Source organism: Shewanella cutis (assembly GCF_022410515.1).
Lineage (GTDB): Bacteria > Pseudomonadota > Gammaproteobacteria > Enterobacterales > Shewanellaceae > Shewanella > Shewanella cutis.
The window spans coordinates 1-19018 of sequence record NZ_JACSDI010000010.1; the positions used below are offsets into that span (position 1 = coordinate 1).

Annotated in this window: 17 protein-coding genes and 1 pseudogene; 5 read left to right on the plus strand and 13 right to left on the minus strand. The window is 45.3% G+C overall.

The genetic code is table 11. The features are described from left to right. Window positions 1-80: 80 nt before the first annotated feature. Entirely contained in the window at window positions 81-1058 is a 978-nt protein-coding gene (locus H9J30_RS13575; protein ID WP_240131495.1) for a transposase, read from the minus strand. A gap of 420 nt (window positions 1059-1478) precedes the next feature. Here H9J30_RS13575 and H9J30_RS21760 point away from each other — a divergent pair. Both H9J30_RS21760 and emrD read left to right on the plus strand, forming a co-directional pair. Next, window positions 1479-1649, plus strand: a pseudogene (locus H9J30_RS21760) (serine hydrolase); the annotation flags it as partial. Between the two features lie 345 nt (window positions 1650-1994). Continuing rightward, a complete protein-coding gene (emrD, locus tag H9J30_RS13585) occupies window positions 1995-3239 on the plus strand; it encodes a multidrug efflux MFS transporter EmrD (RefSeq protein WP_427915918.1) in 1245 nt (414 codons plus the stop codon). Window positions 3240-3304: 65 nt separating this feature from the next. Here the strand turns inward: emrD and pssA are convergent, their stop codons facing one another. Beyond that, window positions 3305-4618 carry a CDP-diacylglycerol--serine O-phosphatidyltransferase gene (pssA, locus tag H9J30_RS13590; RefSeq protein WP_240131496.1) on the minus strand — a complete coding sequence of 438 codons (1314 nt, stop codon included), beginning with the start codon at window positions 4616-4618 and terminating at the stop codon, window positions 3305-3307. Between the two features lie 11 nt (window positions 4619-4629). Next, window positions 4630-4962: a DUF1904 domain-containing protein gene (locus H9J30_RS13595; protein WP_011072371.1), complete on the minus strand. Its 333-nt coding sequence runs from the start codon at window positions 4960-4962 to the stop codon at window positions 4630-4632. A 355-nt stretch (window positions 4963-5317) separates the two neighbouring features. Between H9J30_RS13595 and H9J30_RS13600 the strand changes: the two genes are divergently transcribed. Further along, window positions 5318-5494 (plus strand): hypothetical protein, encoded by a 177-nt coding sequence (locus H9J30_RS13600; RefSeq protein ID WP_011072372.1) that lies wholly within the window; start codon window positions 5318-5320, stop codon window positions 5492-5494. A gap of 25 nt (window positions 5495-5519) precedes the next feature. Continuing rightward, on the plus strand, window positions 5520-6992 hold the full coding sequence (gene dacB / locus H9J30_RS13605) for a D-alanyl-D-alanine carboxypeptidase/D-alanyl-D-alanine endopeptidase (RefSeq protein WP_240131497.1): 1473 nt from the start codon (window positions 5520-5522) through the stop codon (window positions 6990-6992). A 105-nt stretch (window positions 6993-7097) separates the two neighbouring features. Here the strand turns inward: dacB and H9J30_RS13610 are convergent, their stop codons facing one another. The 10 genes from H9J30_RS13610 to aroA form a co-directional block, all read right to left on the minus strand. Beyond that, a complete protein-coding gene (locus H9J30_RS13610) occupies window positions 7098-8855 on the minus strand; it encodes an acyl-CoA dehydrogenase family protein (protein ID WP_240131498.1) in 1758 nt (585 codons plus the stop codon). A gap of 223 nt (window positions 8856-9078) precedes the next feature. After that, window positions 9079-9621, minus strand: coding sequence for a DUF2058 domain-containing protein (locus H9J30_RS13615; RefSeq protein ID WP_037428086.1), 543 nt, complete (start codon window positions 9619-9621; stop codon window positions 9079-9081). A 45-nt stretch (window positions 9622-9666) separates the two neighbouring features. Continuing rightward, entirely contained in the window at window positions 9667-10494 is an 828-nt protein-coding gene (locus tag H9J30_RS13620) for an SDR family oxidoreductase (RefSeq protein ID WP_240131499.1), read from the minus strand. A gap of 75 nt (window positions 10495-10569) precedes the next feature. Then, window positions 10570-11265 carry an orotidine-5'-phosphate decarboxylase gene (pyrF, locus tag H9J30_RS13625; protein WP_240131590.1) on the minus strand — a complete coding sequence of 232 codons (696 nt, stop codon included), beginning with the start codon at window positions 11263-11265 and terminating at the stop codon, window positions 10570-10572. A 42-nt stretch (window positions 11266-11307) separates the two neighbouring features. Further along, window positions 11308-12468, minus strand: coding sequence for a lipopolysaccharide assembly protein LapB (gene lapB, locus H9J30_RS13630; protein WP_240131500.1), 1161 nt, complete (start codon window positions 12466-12468; stop codon window positions 11308-11310). A 1-nt stretch (window position 12469) separates the two neighbouring features. Beyond that, the gene (locus H9J30_RS13635) at window positions 12470-12745 is read right to left on the minus strand and encodes a LapA family protein (RefSeq protein ID WP_240131501.1); all 276 of its coding nucleotides are present in this window, start codon (window positions 12743-12745) and stop codon (window positions 12470-12472) included. Window positions 12746-12867: 122 nt separating this feature from the next. Next, entirely contained in the window at window positions 12868-13155 is a 288-nt protein-coding gene (ihfB, locus tag H9J30_RS13640) for an integration host factor subunit beta (protein ID WP_011072380.1), read from the minus strand. A 72-nt stretch (window positions 13156-13227) separates the two neighbouring features. After that, window positions 13228-14895 (minus strand): 30S ribosomal protein S1, encoded by a 1668-nt coding sequence (gene rpsA / locus H9J30_RS13645; RefSeq protein ID WP_011072381.1) that lies wholly within the window; start codon window positions 14893-14895, stop codon window positions 13228-13230. Window positions 14896-14997: 102 nt separating this feature from the next. After that, entirely contained in the window at window positions 14998-15690 is a 693-nt protein-coding gene (cmk, locus tag H9J30_RS13650; RefSeq protein WP_240131502.1) for a (d)CMP kinase, read from the minus strand. Window positions 15691-15873: 183 nt separating this feature from the next. Next, complete coding sequence (aroA, locus tag H9J30_RS13655) at window positions 15874-17154, minus strand: 3-phosphoshikimate 1-carboxyvinyltransferase (RefSeq protein WP_240131503.1); 1281 nt, start codon at window positions 17152-17154, stop codon at window positions 15874-15876. A 434-nt stretch (window positions 17155-17588) separates the two neighbouring features. On the opposite strand from aroA, the gene H9J30_RS13660 reads away from it, so the two are divergent. Then, the gene (locus tag H9J30_RS13660; RefSeq protein ID WP_240131504.1) at window positions 17589-18779 is read left to right on the plus strand and encodes an amino acid aminotransferase; all 1191 of its coding nucleotides are present in this window, start codon (window positions 17589-17591) and stop codon (window positions 18777-18779) included. Window positions 18780-19018 lie beyond the last annotated feature (239 nt).

Genomic DNA, 19018 nt, shown 5'->3' on the forward strand with positions numbered 1-19018 from the left:
CCGATATTTTTAGTAAAACAAGCCCAACCCATTGCCTCGTTGGCGGTCTTGAAGGAACGAGCAATGAAACAGGCTTGAAATCAGCCAGTGTTAAGGTACCGACAGCATTTAGCAAAGTGCCGTCGTTGCTTCTCTAAATGCTCGCAGTAATCGGTCAGTTCTTGCAACGTACCGACTGGGCCATGAAATAGTTTGCCAAACTCGGTGGTTAGCTTGAGCCAATTGTCATGGGGGATATTTAATCTAGTCAGTAACTTACCGCTATTTTCACTGATGCTTCCACGTTTATCATTGCGAATGATCCGCCCTGTATCCTCAACTAACTCAAGATAATCCTTGAGCGTAAACGCGATTCCATTAGGTTGGTTATCGCGTTCATTACCAATGAAAGGCAGTAAATTGTTAGGCTGTTCACCTTTCAATGCAGCCCTAATGCGTAGCTGAATGCTGGTATGGTCTGATTGTTCTGGCGTGTTAGCCATTTTGGCTCTGATGGGATTCAAATCAACATAGGTCATACAGGCTAAAACCGCAGCTTCATCAAGTAGAGCCTGTGACTTAAAGCGGCCTTCCCAGAAACGACCACTACAGTTATCTTCTTGATTTGCTTGTCTTGCTATCGGTTCGTTTAAGCAACGCATGAACCAACTGATATCACATAAACGGCTACGGTAAATTGCTATTGTATGCTTTAGCCTGAGGACTTGGTGAGGTTCAACCAACTCACCTTTAGCGAATTTTTGCGTTAATTCATCGCCTTTAAATAGCTTATGCCACTGCTCAAGCACTTCGCGATCAGTCCAACGATTAGCACGGTCGATATCCACCCGTAACACCACATGCAAATGATTCGACATTACCGCAAAGGCCGCGATATCAATAGCAAAAACCGCCTCAAGTTCAAACAGTAGCGATTCTACCCAAGCGCGGCGATGGTCATAGTTTTTACCTGAGTAACTATCATCGCCGCATAAAAAAGCGCGCCGAACAACGCGACTACAGCAATGGTAATAGGGGGTGTCTTCAAGACTTATCTGAGTTCTGCGAGGACGCGGCATACAAACCTCCTTGTTCAATGCTTAACCAAAGCATAGTCGGAGGTTAACTACCGCGCAATTAAGGCTGGGTGTCCAGTTTCGGTTTTAATGGTAATAGGGTGTGTCTTCAAGACTTATCTGAGTTCTGCGAGGGCGCGGCATACAAACCTCCTTGTCTAATGCTTAGCCAAAGCATAGTCGGAGGTTAGCTACCGCGCAATTAAGGCTGGGTGTCCAGTTTCGGTTTCAAGTTTCGGTTTCAGTTTCGGTTTGTCCAAGTTTCGGTTTGATTTTGATGTTGGCCCGATGACTCAAGAGATGATTTGGGAGCAATATCCCTATCCGATTAGCCTTGATAAGCTCCTTGCTGGACATACTCAGGAAGTGGTGTTTGGCAGCATGCCAGTGAAAGCCATCACACCACCCCAATCGCCACAGCAAAATGTCTGGATAAATAAGACTGGCTCAACTGGCGGTTTTGCCGCCTATGTGGCTTATATTCCAGCTAAAAAGCTGGCAATGGTGTTATTGAGTAATAAAAATTATCCGGTGCCGCCACGGGTGAAGGCGGGATACCAGATATTAACTGGCTTAGAAAAGCTCCCGAACTGATATCGCCTCTTAATATTGCAGTTCAGTGCATCAGTTGCCAAGATGGAGAGGTTTTTCTCTCCGTCCAATTCATCTAACGCTAATATCTTTCTTTAAGCATTAAAAATCCATGTTAACAAACAGCTTCATTTCGTTGACATAAGAACATGACCAATATCAATTTACAAACCTAACTAACAAGACAAAAACCAAGTGTAAGCTTAGTTTTACAGTCATAAATGCATAGAAAAACTTATGCATTGGATTAAAAAATATTCCGATAAATCAAGATGGTTAGCCCTTGAACTGCTGGATTTTGGGCGTAAGATGCGCGCCATTGTTCAACTGTGCTTTTTTTACGGAATTATGATGTCAGGCGAAAAACCGTCTTTAATCTCACCAAAAGCGTCGACTCCATCAACAGGAGGTACCACTCGATTGCTCTTTATGTTGGTCTTTATGGTCGCCTGCGGACAAATGGCCCAAACGATTTTTGTGCCAGCACTCCCGCTGATTGCCCAAGGCTTAGCCGTTGATGCTAGCAAGCTACAAGCAGTCATGGCCTGTTATCTACTTGCCTACGGTTTATTTCAATTTATCTATGGCCCATTATCTGATCGATATGGCCGTAAACTCCCACTGCTGATTGGTATTGGGATCTTTATGATTGGCGCGTTACTGGCTACACAAGCCACAAGCTTTAATCAGTTAATTTGCGCAAGTCTGCTTCAAGGTCTAGGTACAGCCAGTGCGGGCGCCCTGTGCCGCAGTATTCCGAGGGATCATTATTTTGGTGATAACTTATTAAAATTTAACAGTTATGTGTCCATGGCCGTGGTGTTTCTTCCCTTGGTCGCGCCCTTCTTAGGAAGCCTTGCATCGGCCTACTTGGGTTGGCAAGCCGTTTATTGGGTTTTATTTGGATTCGGCGTCTTTGTTTGGCTACTGCTTTGTTTTGGTTTTAAAGAGTCTTTACCAAAAGACAAACGAGAACAACAGCCGGTATTAGCCTCCTATCGGCATGTGCTTCGCCACCGCAGCTTTAGGGCATATCTATTTTCATTAATTGCCACCTTTGCGGGCATTGCCGCCTTTGAAGCCATTGCGGGCGTACTCTATGGCCAATATCTGCAATTAACGCCCTTTATGGTGAGCTGTTATTTTGTGGCGCCTATCCCTGGCTATTTACTCGGCGCACTGATTGCGGGTAGACAAAAACAAGCACAACGCTCGGTATTCCAAGGTGTAGCTTTGCTCGGCGCTGGTGCGCTGTTTATGTTGATCCCAGGGCTTTTTCAACTGGTTGTTGGCTGGAGCTTATTGGTTGGTTCGATTCTGTTTTTTAGTGGTGCGGGCATGCTATTCCCTACATTAACCTCGGCTGCGTTAGAACCTTTTCCGCGTCAAGCAGGGATTGCGGGGGCTTTGCTGGGTGGGTTACAAAACTTTGGGGCAGGACTGGCGGCATTAACTATGTCACTCGTGCCGATGGGCGGTCAATTGAGTATCGGTTTACTGAGCGCTGTGATGGTGCTTTTAGTGATTGTGGCCTTGCATTATGCGCGGGATCAAAACGATACCCATCAAACGCTATTGCCGCAAAAGACCTAAGGTTTGCTCCATCAAAATAACAAAGCCCACTTATGTGGGCTTTGGTTTTATCCGATGCTTATCGATTACAGGATACGTCTTAGTAAAAAGTCTGCTTTTAACCTTCTAATACGATTCATAATCTTCTTTACGGGATCGGGATAGCTTTGCAAGGTATCCACTTGACTGTAGTGATATAACCTCTGTGTATGTTCAAGGATATGAGCTTGCTCGGCCTCAAATTGCGCCTTCCAGCTACCCGTTTCATCGTGGATCAGTATGCCATTCTCAAGATCCAATGCCCATGCTCTAGGGTTTAGATTCGAGCCTGTGATCAAATGCTTACGCCCATCAGCACTGATGCCTTTGAGGTGATAACTGTTGATCCCATGCTTCCACAGGTGAATATTGAGCTGGCCATTATCAATCGCCCACTGCTGACGTTTCGCAAATTTACGCAGTGATTGTTCATACAAATAAGGCAAGGCACCGATGGTGGAAAAATCTTGCTCAGGCGGAATATAAAAGTCATTCGCCGTTTTATCCCCGACGACGATATCAATCCGTTTGCCTTTGCGCAGGTGTTTAGCTAAAGCTCGGACCAAAATATACGGAGGATTAAAGTAAGGCGTGCAGATAAAGAGCCTGTCTTTTGACTCCTCAACCATCGCAATAACCGTTTTATTCAATAGATTATGTTTACGGCCTAGGCCAAGTAATGGCGTCACACGATTACCCGTTCGAGTTGCGTTAAACTCGTACTGTGCCTGTGACAAACGTAATTTAAAGCTGCGCACATCGGTTTTAGGCGGTAACACTTCCTGCTGCGCATCTTGAGTGAGCGATGTGACCGCCGGATCGGCAATGATATAACGCTGGATCATTGCCCGCATGCTGCGCGCAAGCTCTGCCGACTCAATCACATGGTAGCGGTCAAAACGGTATTTATCGTTTTGTTGTAGATAGATGTTATTAAGACTTGCGCCGCTGTAAATCACTGCATCATCAATCACAAAGCCTTTAAGATGCAATACGCCCATAAACTCACGTGACTTGACTGGCACACCCATAATCTCAATGGGATGCTTCGCTTCTGCCATGACTTTGCGGTACATCAGATAATTACCGCTATCGCCCTTATGGCCAATCAAGCCACGTCTAGCGCGGTGAAAATCAACCAGAATGATGATATCCAACGCAGGGTTATTAGCCTTCGCCGTCATCAAGGCCTGTAAAATTTCACGCCCTGCTTCATCATCTTCTAAATAGAGTGCAGCGATATAGATGCTGGTCTTGGCATTTTCGATTCGAGTGAGTAACTCTGCCTTAAATCGGCATGGCGTAAGCAACCACGTTAAAGCCTCGGGTTGAACGGCTATTCCACCAAGCTTATCTAGCAAGGCATCCTCCTTTAAACATGCTGACCACCCCGATAGGAAGCGCTTGGGGTCAGTGACAAAAACATCACAGCTATCTGCGTTAATTCTGGGTAGGCCTCTGTCACTGCCAACCTGATTGTTTGTTCTACCTTAAGATGAATATCAGGGTCTACTGGAAACCAGAGCAATTCGATTTGGACAAAGCGCTGATCAATTCTACCATTTCGGTAACTGATGCTGGGTATCCAATCTAATGTAAAACTCTCTGCTTTACCTTTACATATAGCCGCCAAAGACTGCAGTAATGTTTGGCTAAGCTCTGCAACGACTGCCTGTGGTAAGCCGCGCATACTAATATGAGGCATGGTTTTAGTGGTTACCTGAGATCCTAAAATCGTAGGGGGTAGAAATTACCGACTTCACTGCAACTCGGCAAGACTTTTCGATGAAAAGAGCGCGGTGCAATGCCTATTTTGCTGGTAATTTGACCGGAAACGATTGATTGCCAATGATAAGTGCAAGATTAGACTGATTCTGCCTAAATGCATATGCAGTGGCAAGCGTCCTTCAGCCTTTGTTCTTTATGCCATAAGTATCTATCACAGCAGTAATCACAAAATGGTGGTTAAATCACAAAATATTGGTTCTTACGGATGCAAGCGTGCTTGTCTTGAGTGTTTTAGCGTAAACTAAAACGTCTTCAGTCAACACTACAAACTTATGAATAAAAAAATCCTGTTTACCCTTGCACTTACCTTAGCCTTAGCTTGGGGAATTTTTCATTTTAAAGCGCAACTTGGATTACTCATTTTGCCACTTTTTATCGGGTTGGTTTTATTTGTCACCCTTAGGCTGTATCGTCTGATGGAAAAAGATGACGGCAGTCATGATCGCTAACAAAGAGAGCTAATAAACAACAGACATGGAAACGTTTTCCCGAGTATTCACCTTAGCGAGTTCAACGGGCTTACTGCTAACGGTAGTGGCAACAGCCCTATTCCCAAGTCATGTGTGGGCAGCTGCCGCGGATAGTAAGAATACGCTTGCCCAACAAATGAGTGATATCGCGCCGTCTCATTCGCAAGTTGCACTACTTGCCCATGATATGTCGAACGACAAACAGCTTTACAGCCAGCAAGCCGATACCTTATTTATCCCTGCCAGTACCCAAAAAGTGCTTACCGCTGTCACAGCCTTAGCAGCACTTGGACCAGAGTTTAGCTATGTGACAGATCTTTGGAGTGATACCCCAATCCGCCAGGGACATATTGAAGGCAGTGTATATTTACGCTTTAGTGGCGATCCCACATTAACCCACGAGGATTTGAAAGCTTTATTCGCTCAGCTACAAAAATTGGGCATAAAGCGAATTGAGGGGCACTTATATCTTGTTGGAGATAAACAAGAACAATTACAAGCGCCAGGCTGGGTTTGGGACGATCTCGGCATTTGTTTTGCAGCGCCAGTGTCGAGTTACATCATCAATCAAAACTGTGTATATGGACAGTTTGTGCCCAACTCTGCAAAACAAACGTCTCGGGTAACATTAAGCGCGACAAGTTATGGTGTTAACGTCAGCAGTGATGCCATTTTTTCCCCTCAAGCGAATCATGATTTTTGCCAACTTGATTTAGTCCGCTTAAGCCAAAATCAATATCATCTACGGGGCTGTTATCCCGGCAGTGAAGCCATACCGCTCGCGATCGCAATTAGCGATCCGCAAAAATTTGCCATCGACACCTTAACAGCGACGCTAAAAGGAAAAATTTCCCTGTCGGGCAAGGTTAAAATTGGCCATGAACTCCCTGATAAGGCAAAACTTATTGCCAGCCATCGCAGTGCGCCATTAACCGAGCTATTAAAGACAATGTTACTTAAGTCGGACAACCTGATCGCTGACAGTTTGTTTAAGCGTGTGGGGCAAGACTATTATAAAACTCAGGGGAATTTTGCCTATGGCGCGGCGGCCATGCGACATATTCTGACTGAGTTAGGGATAGACTTAACCAATGCCAATATCGTCGATGGTTCAGGGCTTTCTCGTTATAACTTGTTGAGTGCTAGGCAATTAGCTGATGTGCTTACACTCATGTATCAAGATGCCCGCTTTCACAGCTTGATTGATAGTTTGCCCGAGGCGGGAGTCAGCGGTACGTTAAAATATCGACGGGGTTACACTCAACCACCACTCAAAAACCGTGTTTTTGCCAAAACAGGTTCAATGCAAGGGGTTGCCAATTTAGCAGGTTTTATTCGAATACCAGAGCAGCGCGATATCTTATTTGTCGTACTTGAGAATGGCATAAGCCCTGAAACGAAAAAACAACGCAAACCTGCGTTTAGCGCGGACTTTTTAACTCGACTAATGGCCACTGTTGAACAGCAAACACACTAGCCAAACATCCGTCAAAGAACTTAACACGGTTAAAAAATTAACTGATTAAACTAAAAAGCACTGATAAGTCAGTGCTTTTTATCTTTTACTGCCGTTTATCCAAACTTAGAATAATTCAGCTGGCATCGCCATCGTGCTGGCATCACCCGCACGCACTTGTGCTAAATGATAGTCCGCTTTAGGCAATAACTTATCAAAATAGAATTTCGCAAGGTAAGCTTTCTGCTCGGCGAAGTTTTTATCCTCAGCACTCGGGACTTTATCCAACATGGCTAGCCAATAAAAACCATATACGCTATAACCAAAGGCATCTAAGAAGTCGACAGCACAGGCATTGATTAACGCTGGTTGTGTCAGTTTTTGCTCATTGATCGATTCGGCCACATTGACTAAGGCATCCAAACGAGCACAAACGGCGGCAACTTTTACGCCATCGACCTGCGTGAACTCACGCATTTTTGCTTTTAATTCAGCCACAAACTCTTTTAGCGTCGCCAAGTTGTCACCCGTGACTTTTCTACCAAGGAAATCAATGGCTTGAATACCATTTGTCCCTTCATAGATTTGCGCGATACGGGTATCACGTACCAGTTGCTCAACGCCGGTTTCGCGAATATAACCATGCCCACCAAAGACTTGCTGCGCCATAATGGTGGCATCTAAACCACGGTCGGTTAAAAACGCTTTAGCGACAGGCGTTAATAAACCAACATAGCGGGCAGCTTTGGCTTTTACGTCATCTTGCGCATATTTAGCCAAATCGAGCTGCTTACCAGTAAATACAGACAACGCGCGCCCCGCTTCTGTCATTGCGCGGATTGTCAGTAACATACGGCGTACATCGCCATGGACAATAATCGGATCAGAATCGCTCCCCGTGGGCGAACCACCGGCGGCAACGCCTTGATTACGCTCTTTTGCATAATCGGCTGCCATTTGATATGCAGCTTGTGCGCTGCCAAGCCCTTGAATACCAATGGCTAAACGTTCGTAGTTCATCATTGTGAACATGCAGACAAGGCCACGATTTGGCTCACCAATCAGATAACCTTTTGCCTCATCAAAGTTCATCACGCAGGTTGCAGAGCCCTTAAGGCCCATTTTGTGCTCAATGGACCCCACGCTAACACCGTTAGCCTCACCTAAGCAGCCATCATCTTTAACGGTGATTTTGGGCACGAGAAACAGTGAAATGCCTTTACTTTCTGGCAATTTTGCCAGCACTAAGTGAATGACGTTTTCGGTCAGATCGTGATCACCGCCAGTGATAAAGATTTTGCTGCCACTGATCGCATAACTGCCATCCTCCAATGGGACTGCGCGAGTGCGAATATTACGCAGATCAGAGCCAGCCTGTGGCTCTGTCATATCCATCGCTCCTGCCCATTCGCCGGAATATAACTTAGGTAAATAGGCTTGTTTTAATACTTCGCTGCCGTGGGCATTGATACATAAAGCGGCCCCCGCAGTTAACGAGCCATAAAGCGTAAACGCGTTACAGGCGCTATAAGCCATTTCATCCACTAATACACCAAGCATTTTGGGCATGCCCATGCCACCAAACTCAGGCTCACCACATAAACCGACCCACCCGCCCTGGGAATATTGATCATAAACCGCTTTATAACCATCGGGGGTGATCACGCGATTGTCTTGATGTAAAACACCTTGCTCATCACCAGCTCGGTTTAGCGGATGGATTAATTCAGCACTGATTTTTGCCGCTTCTTCAAGGATTGCATTGGCCGTATCCATATCAACCATTTCTGCAATATCAGGTAATTGTGACCAAGTATTGGGGGCATCAAAAACTTGTTCCAGTAAGAAACGCATATCTGCTAACGGGGCTTGGTAAGGATTCATTGGGAGACTCTTAAACGTAGGATTTAAACAGTTGTTTTAATTTATACCAGTTCTATACAGAAAACAATCTCATTACAAATTCACCGTGATACAATGCGCAAATAGACACACAGCGTCAGACTGAAGAACAGGCAATAAAAAACCCTTAAGTTGCCTTAAGGGTTGTAGTGTAGCCAGAATTGAACTAGGTTGTCGTCGGCTTAGCTCACGATTAACGTATTGATTACCACATTAAATCATCTGGGATCGCATAATCAGCGTAAGGGTCATCTTCGACTTCTACTGCCTTGCCCGCGTCCTGCTGCCATAAATAGCCACACCATTGTGGCACCAATAGATTCACACGTTCGGCAAGCTTATGGGGGACTAGATAGCTCTTATCTTCGTATCGAACAATCCCTAATTGCCCTTTTAGCAACTCGGATTGAATTTTCTCATCGATATAGACAGAGTAAATTTTATTGTCGAGCGTATAGTTGAATTTGATCTCGGCATGACTTGGGATCTTGATAGCAAATTGCGTGAATTCACTCACTAATCCACGCACTTGTCCACGGGCAGTTGCCTCTGCAAAGCGTTGCTCATTGAGGGCTTTGTCTTTTTCAGCTTGTAAGCGTTTTTGCTCGGCAATCTCGAGTTTTAACGCGCTTGAGCCATCGTCAACCCGCGCCTTTTTATCACGACGCTTTTGCGTTTTCACATCACGCACTTTTTGTTTACTGGCAAGTCCAGCTTTCAGTAGCTGCTCTTGTAATGCATTCGCCATGGATTTTCACCCGATTTTTTATTAAATAAATGAGTTATAACTATTTTAGTTACTGCCCTTTGCTGCTAATTCACCTAAGGCTGTCATCGCGATACTGGCGCCGCCCAGTGACCAACCACCATCGACGGGAAGAACTACTCCCGTGATATAGGATGCCAGCTCAGAGCCTAAAAATAACGCTGCGTTGGCAATATCTTGCCCTTCGCCATTGCGTTTTAACGGTACAGATTGTGCCACTTGCTGCTGAAGGACCGCACTTGGCGCTAAACGATTAAAGCCTTCTGTGCCTGTAATCGGGCCTGGAATAATGGAGTTAATTCGAATTCCTTCACAGCCCCATTCAATCGCTAATGTGCGTGTTAGCATATCAACTCCTGCTTTTGCAGCGCACACATGGGCCTGCATTGGCATCGCTATCGATGCCTGCGGCGCAGAAATTTGAATAATATTACCCTGTGGGCGACGCAGTAAAGGATAAGCCGTTTTCAGCACTTGGAAACTGCCCAACAAATCAATATCCATCACCGCTTTAAAGCCATTTGCCGAAAGTTTCGCGGCGGTTGCAGGGAAGTTTCCTGCAGCGCCGCTAACTAACACATCAATAAAGCCAAACTCAGAGGCTATCGTCTCAAAACCTTGTTCAACAGCGACTAAGTCTCTCACATCAAAACTCACCCCAAGGTGGATACCCTCTGGATGCGCTTGTTTAAGCTGTAACACAGCGGCGTCGACCTTATCTTGGCTACGACTCGCCACCGCCACATTGGCACCCGCTTGTGCAAACGCAATGGCGATTGCGAGATTTATACCACTGGTACCACCGACAACGACAACATTCTTACCTTGATAATTACACATCGTAGTATTGAGCATGGGCGTTCTCCGTGAACGGTTAAAGTGAGTCGCGAATGTAATCCTTAACAGCTAAAAATGGTGCAAATCTGTACACTAAACCAAAGATTGATGAATCGCCTGCAGCGCAGTCAGAGGATCTGTCGCCTTAGTGATCGGACGACCAATCACTAAATAATCAGCACCGGCGGCAAGCGCCTCTGGCGGCGTCATCACGCGGTGTTGGTCACCAACATCACTACCGACAGGTCGAATGCCTGGGGTAATCAATTTAAAGTCTTGACCTAATAATGACTTAAGCACGCTCGCCTCTTGGGCCGAACAGACAACACCATCAAGTTCTGCCTGTTTAGTCAATTTAGCTAAACGCTGAACATGCTCAAATGCTGGCACATCAATACCTATCAATTTAAGGTCTTCATCGCTCATTGAGGTTAATACCGTCACGGCAATCAGCATTGGCGCCTCTTTACCGTAAGGCTGCAAAGCCTTTTTTGCCGCTTCCATCATGGCCGGGCCGCCGCTGGCATGGACGTTTGTCATCCACACCCCAAGTTCCGCTGCTGCAGCTACGGCTTTAGCAACAGTATTGGGAATATCGTGAAACTTTAAGTCAAGGAAAAGATCAAAGCCACGTTCGTGGATATCTTTCACCAGTTGCGGGCCAAACAGGGTAAACATTTCTTTGCCGACTTTCAGGCGACACATGTTGGGATCGAGTTGATCTATCAATTGTAAAGCGTGGTTTTTATTATCGTAATCAAGCGCTACGAGGATAGGTTTAGTTGTCATCATCTCTCCAACAGGGTTACACTAACTAGATATTTCAAAAGGTTATTCACCGTCCAAGCCTCGGATCCGTTTAATGGTGCCCCATTTTTTGCAAGAAGGACAATGCCAATATAGTGTATGGGATGGGAAACCACATTCTTTACAGCGGTAGCTTGGACGGAATTTAATTTGTTGTTCTACAAGTTGCTCTAGCATCGTCAAACTTTGTTTGGCTTGCCCTTCTTCTGCTTGGCGAAGATGCATCTGCATTAAGTGCTGAAATCCCTTCATAGTAGGATGGCGATAAAGCGCATCTAGCACCATGTTTTCGGCGGCTTTTAGCTCATCAAGGTTTATCATATGTTGGGCAAGCGCCACCACTACGGATGCGCCAGCGCCTTCCGCCATTGCACCAGCCAATAACTCTTGATAGCCCTCATTATCTTGGGTATCGCGATACACTTGTTTCGCTGTCGGCAATGCATCGGCAAAAAGCTCAATATCGACCTTTTTGAGGGCTATCAGCATAGATTTACACTGGCTGTAATCCTTCGCATCGAGAAATTTCTTGGCAAGGGTCAGTAAAGCTCGGCCACATTTAGGATCTTGTTTTAAGGCTTGCTGCAGTAACTTGATCTTCTCTGCATCATCGCTGGCTTCATCGGCAAGCTGACAATAAAAATGTGCTGTAATCGGTTTGAGCACCTGCTGACGTTTACGGCTTAAACGTTTGGTGATGTCGATAGCCTTTTGCCATTCCTTAATCACTTGGTAAATCGCAATTAATTGTGTCTCTGACTCTTCACTATGGTCATCTTGACTGACTAAATTTAGAAAAATTTCCTCGGCGCGATCATAAAATCCCGCTGCAAGATAGTCTTTACCCAGCTCCATCATGGCGATATCGCGCTGCTCATTGGTCAATGTTGGGCGGGCAATTAAGTTTTGGTGAATACGAATCGAGCGGTCAACTTCACCGCGCTTACGGAATAAAGAACCAAGGGAGAGATGGGTATCGATGGTTTCATCGTCCACATCAAGCATACTGATAAACAAGTCGACCGCTTTGTCCGACTCGTTAGACAACAAGAAATTCAAGCCAGTGAAATAATCACGACTTAATTGTTTACGCTGATTACTCTGATTTTGCCTTATACTCCGTCGTCCCATATACCAACCGTAACCGGCAGCTATTGGGAGCAACAGGAAGAGGATCTCAAGCATATTAGGCGTCTACACCTTGAGGTTTTTTAGCGGTTTGAAGCGTTAATTTCTTTCTCGTCGCCGCTAAAGCCAATTTGAGTTTGACAATATAATAGCTCGCCACGAGCCAACTGAGCATGAAGCCCGTAAAGAAAACCACCGCTAACACGACGGGTAAACGGTACTCACCCTGAGCCACAAAGTAGCTGATTGTCACTACTTGTTCATTACGTGCGCCAAATACTAAAGCCACGATAAATAACAGTGCCACAAGGACTGTCGCTACAAAAGATTTCACGTCGGACTCCCTAACTGCCTTTCAATTTTCTGATTATCCAAGAAATTTACTAAGCTGACCAGCTTTGCCTTCCATTAGGTATAAAAAAGCCCCCTTGCGGAGGCTTTTTGCAATGCGGTCAATTAAACATTGACAGCGTCAACGCGTTCGCGCAGTTCTTTGCCTGGCTTAAAGTGCGGGACGTATTTGCCTTCCAATTCGACTGATGAACCAGTCTTTGGATTGCGGCCAGTACGCGGCGCACGATAATGAAGCGAGAAACTACCAAAGCCACGGATCTCAATACGATCACCGCTTTCTAATGTCGTTGCCATTTGCTCCAACATCTCTTTGATTGCGCCTTCTACCTCTTTCGCCGACAGCTGCGACTGCCTGGTGGCGAGTTTTTCGATCAGTTCGGATTTTGTCATCCTAGCTATCCCCTATTATCAAGCCAAACACAGTCACCTAATGGGGAGAAAATCTCCCCATACAACAGGCGATTATTTGCGAGCTGCTTTAAACGCTTCAGCCATTGCATTACTAATAACAGCGTCTTCTTGTTTATTCAAGGTCGCCATTACTTCTTTTTCTTCAGCTTCGTCTTTCGCTTTGATTGACAGGCTGATAGAACGGTTCTTACGGTCAACACCCATGAACTTAGCTTCGATTGCGTCACCTACTGAGTAAACAGTAGATGCATCTTCGATGCGCTCACGGCTGATGTCAGCTACACGGATGTAACCTTCAACAGTATCAGCCAGTTCAACAGTCACACCTTTAGCATCAACAGCAGAAACAGTACCGTGTACGATAGTACCTTTCTTCTTGTCAGCTAAGTAAGCGTTGAATGGGTCGTCTTCAGTTTGTTTAACACCTAAGCTGATACGCTCACGCTCTGGGTCAACAGACAGAACCACTGCGTGGATTTCGTCGCCTTTCTTGTACTCAGATACTGCGTCTTCGCCAGTGCCGTTCCAAGAAATGTCAGACAGGTGAACTAAACCATCGATACCGCCGTCAAGACCGATGAAGATACCGAAGTCAGTGATTGACTTGATCTTACCAGAAACCTTGTCGCCTTTGTTGTAACGAGTTGCGAAGTCATCCCATGGGTTGGTCTTACATTGCTTCAGACCTAGAGAAATACGACGACGCTCTTCATCGATGTCCAGAACCAGAACTTCAACTTCATCACCTAAGTTAACCACTTTAGATGGGTGGATGTTCTTGTTAGTCCAATCCATTTCAGAAACGTGAACTAAACCTTCAACGCCTTCTTCGATTTCAACGAAACAGCCGTAGTCAGTCAGGTTAGTTACGCGACCAGTTAACTTAGTGTTTTCTGGATAGCGCTTGCTGATTTCTAACCATGGATCTTCGCCAAGTTGTTTCAGACCTAGAGATACACGAGTGCGCTCACGATCGTACTTCAGAACTTTAACGTTGATTTCGTCACCAACATTTACGATTTCAGATGGGTGCTTAACGCGTTTCCATGCCATATCAGTGATATGTAACAGACCGTCAACGCCACCTAAATCTACGAATGCACCGTAGTCAGTCAGGTTCTTAACGATACCTTTAACTGCTTGACCTTCTTGCAGGTTTTCTAACAGTGCATCACGCTCAGCGCTGCTTTCTGATTCGATAACTGCACGACGAGAAACAACAACGTTGTTACGCTTCTGGTCTAGTTTGATAACTTTGAATTCTAATTCTTTGTACTCTAAGTGAGCGGTATCGCGAACTGGGCGCACGTCAACTAGAGAACCTGGTAAGAAGGCACGGATACCGTTTAATTCAACAGTGAAACCGCCTTTCACTTTACCATTGATGATACCGATTACAGTTTCAGCATCTTCGTAAGCTTTTTCCAGAACGATCCAAGCTTCGTGACGTTTCGCTTTTTCGCGAGACAGTTGAGTCTCACCGAAGCCGTCTTCAACAGAGTCAAGAGCTACGTCAACTTCATCACCAACAGCAATTTCTAAAACGCCTTGAGCGTTTTTGAATTGTTCAGCTGGGATTGGGCTTTCAGACTTCAGACCTGCATCAACCAAAACCATACCGTTTTCGATAGCAACTACAGTACCACGAACGATAGAGCCTGGACGGAATTCCAGAGTTTGAAGGGATTGTTCAAATAGATCAGCAAAAGATTCAGTCATGTTTAAGTTACTTTAATGTAATAAACCACAGTCAATCCTAGACGTGGAGTCAGTCAAATTATCCGTATCATCCTTAATACGAATACCTATCCGAGCAATAATTTAGTTAGTGCTGGATAATTGTTGGTTGATGTAGTTGAGCGCGAGCTCAAGTACTTCATCAATACCTTTATCGCTTGTATCGATAACGAGCGCATTCTCGGCCGGGACCAATGGTGCCACTGGACGATTCATATCGCGGTCGTCTCGCTCGATAATTTCAGCTAAAAGGCGCTCGATATTAACATCGAAGCCCTTGTCCTGCAACTGATTATAGCGTCTTTGGGCACGCTCCTGTGCAGATGCGGTTAAATATAATTTAGCCGATGCGGTTGGGAAAACAACCGTCCCCATATCGCGACCATCGGCAATCAATCCGGGAGCGGTTCTAAAGGCACGTTGGCGACGCAATAAGGCTTCCCTTACTCGGGGAAACGCAGCCACTTTAGAGGCGGCATTAGAACATTCTTGGGTACGTATCGCAGTGGTGACGTCTTCACCTTCTAGAATAACTTGAACTGGATCTTTTTCATTGCCTGTCAAAAATTTCACATCAAGGTGTGAAGCCAGCAATGTGATGGATTCTTCATTTTCCAGTTCTACGTCGTGATGAATGGCAGCCAGCGCAAGTACTCGATAAATTGCACCACTATCAAGCAGTTGCCATCCTAGATGCTTAGCCAGTAATTGGCTAATTGTTCCTTTACCAGCACCACTTGGGCCGTCGATTGTGACTACAGGAGCCCGTTCAGACATACATTCCTCCGCAAAAAATAATCATCATCCGTGAGTTCATAAGTAGAGCCCCGAAAATGAGCGCGCCGCATTATACAATAATACCCAAATAAAATCCGTGGATTTTTCATGAAGTTTAGAAGCCGCTCAAATACGGCTTCTTTTATTTGATATGCCCATATGCCAATCTGTTATCAGAAAACATTAGGCATTGAGGCTGGCGAATTGAACAAAATAGTCAGGGAAGGTTTTTGAGGTGCAATCGGGATCATTGATGGTGATACCGCAGTCGGCAAAGGCTAACATGGAGAAGCACATGGCCATGCGGTGGTCGTTATAGGTGTCAATCTCTGCAGTATTGAGTACATCCGGCGGAGTGATTTTAATGTAATCATGTCCCTCCTCCACTAACGCACCAACTTTACGCAACTCAGTTGCCATCGCCGCTAAGCGGTCAGTCTCTTTGATGCGCCAGTTGTAGATATTGCGAATAACAGTTGTGCCTTTCGCAAATAAGGCGGCCGTTGCAATGGTCATGGCCGCATCGGGAATATGGTTCATATCTAAATCAACCGCGGTTAACGGTGCACCGCGGGCAATAATGTAATCATCGCCCCACTCAATATCGGCGCCCATTTTTTCCAGCACATCGGCAAATTTGACATCGCCCTGAATGCTTAAACGGCCAACGCCAGTGACTTTTACTTCACCGCCTTTAATGGCTCCCGCCGCTAAAAAGTACGATGCAGAAGAGGCATCCCCTTCCACTAACACTTTACCCGGAGACACATACTGCTGCCCGGCTGGGATCTCAAAGCGGGCATAGTCATGGTTAATCACTTGAACGCCAAACTGTGCCATCAGGGCTAGGGTAATGTCGATATAAGGCTTTGAAACCAGTTCACCTTTAACATGAATATTCACGCTGCCCTTAGCGAGGGGCGCAACCATTAACAGCGCGGTTAAAAATTGGCTTGAGAGGTCCCCGGCAATTTCCACATCGCCACCATTTAGGCCAGTCGCATTAATGGTCAATGGCGGAAAACCATCATTTTTAAGGTAAACAATATTGGCACCTAGTTGTCTTAAGGCATTGACCAAATCGCCTATTGGACGCTCTTCCATGCGCGGCTCGCCAGTTAAGGTAAACTCACCTTGGCCTAAGGTTAAAGCGGCGCATAGCGGACGCATGGCCGTGCCTGCATTTCCTAAAAATAGGGTTTGCGCCTGCTCCGATGACATCACGCCCCCTAATCCGCTCAACTCGCATACGGTATTGTTATGGGATAAACGATACTCAACCCCTAATTGCTTAAGGGAAGCCAGCATATGGCGAATATCATCTGAGTCAAGCAAATTGGTGAGCCTAGTCGTGCCTTGGGCTAAGGTCGCCAAGAGCAAGGCACGGTTTGAAATACTTTTCGAGCCGGGAATATTAATCTCACCACGGACTTGCACAACAGGTTCAAGACGTAATTGCTTCATGAATAAATCTTCTTTCTCTTTGGGCATGATCAATAGGATCACGCGGACTGAATTGGCAAAATGGCAACTTCACACTACATGACGTCAAGTTTACGTTACTAATAAAAGGAGATTGGGGGCCTTGTTGGTGCTTCGTCGTTATAAAATTACCGATAGTGACGCAGGATTCAACCGTTTTTTACTAAAAAATGGCTTTTTAAACCGGAAAATTACTCAAGTCAGTCTAAAAATAACAAAAATATTAAATATGATTGGCAAATTTGTGATCTAAACAGTTTTTTGGCAGACTTTTTTGCCAGATTAATTGGCCTAAAATCACAGTTTTTACTTTAAATGTTTCATCTATCCACGTTATTCTAGGTTTCAAACGATAAATCACGCATATCCTATGCAATTCATGCTGTCGCTAAATAACTAGAAAGGTAGATGGAGCTATGTTTAACTCACTCATCGCAATGCCTGCGGATCCGATCCTCGGCTTGTTGACCCAGTACCGCGAAGACACACATCCACAGAAAGTAGACTTAGGTGTCGGTGTTTATAAAGACCCCGCGGGAAACACCCCCATTCTCAATTGTGTAAAAAAAGCCGAGAAATTTCGTTTAGAAACCGAGACAACAAAGGTCTATATCGGTCCAACCGGCTCACCTCAGTTTAATACCCTGATGACAGAGTTAGCCTTTGGCAGTGATCATAGCGCGATTATCGCTAACCGTATTCGTACAGTTTCTACACCCGGCGGTACGGGCGCCCTGCGTGTAGCTGGTGACTTTATTAAACGCTGCAATCCTAATGCGGTGTTGTGGGTAAGCGATCCCACATGGGCTAACCATACTGGTTTATTCGAAGCTGCTGGGATCACAGTAAAAACTTATCCCTATTATGACTACGATAGTAAATCGTTGAAATTTGATGAGATGCTTGCTGCATTATTGCAAGTGAGTCCTGATGACGTGGTGTTATTTCACGCTTGTTGCCATAACCCAAGTGGGATGGATTTAACCACTGAGCAATGGGACAAAGTGGTTGCCCTCACCAAAGAGCAAGGTTTTACCCCGCTTATCGACATGGCTTACCAAGGTTTTGGTGATGGTGTTGATATTGATGCCTACGGCGTGCGTAAAATGGCTGCCGCGGTCGATAATATGATCCTGTGCAGCTCATGCTCGAAAAACTTTGGCCTGTACCGTGAGCGTATTGGTTCCTGCTCTGTGATTGCCAAAGATGCCAATACCGCCAATATCGCGCAATCTGTACTGCTTTATGTGGTTCGCTGCCTCTACTCCATGCCGCCAGCCCACGGCGCGGCGATTGTTGAGACGATTTTAGGATCAAAAGAATTAACCCAAGAATGGCTTGATGAACTCAAAGTGATGCGCGATCGCATCAATGGTAACCGCGCGATTTTAGTTGAAAAACTAAAAGCTAATGGCGTTGAGCGCGACTTTAGCTTTATCGCTCGCCAAAAAGGCATGTTCTCCTTCCTAGGGGTTAATCCTGAGCAAGTGGCGCGTCTACAGAAAGAATTTAGCATTTATATGGTGGGCTCAAGCCGCATTAGCATTGCAGGCATAAGCGAAGACAATGTGGATTACTTAGCTAAGTCGATTGCCAAAGTGCTTTAAATACAAGTGCTTTAATACAAGCAATTTAGTACTTTTTAACCATCTACTTACTCTGCTGTATTCTCTATCTAAGATGCAGCAGAGTTTATCTACCGCTTGTAAATATTACACTCGTCCATTTAGTTTGGATTGACGAGTCTTCCTTTTCATTTCTCCCCAAAAACCTCATAAGCCACGCCATCCTCACCGTTTAAGCATTTATTTTCAATCGTAAAACCCTATTTGAATGATGTTGACTC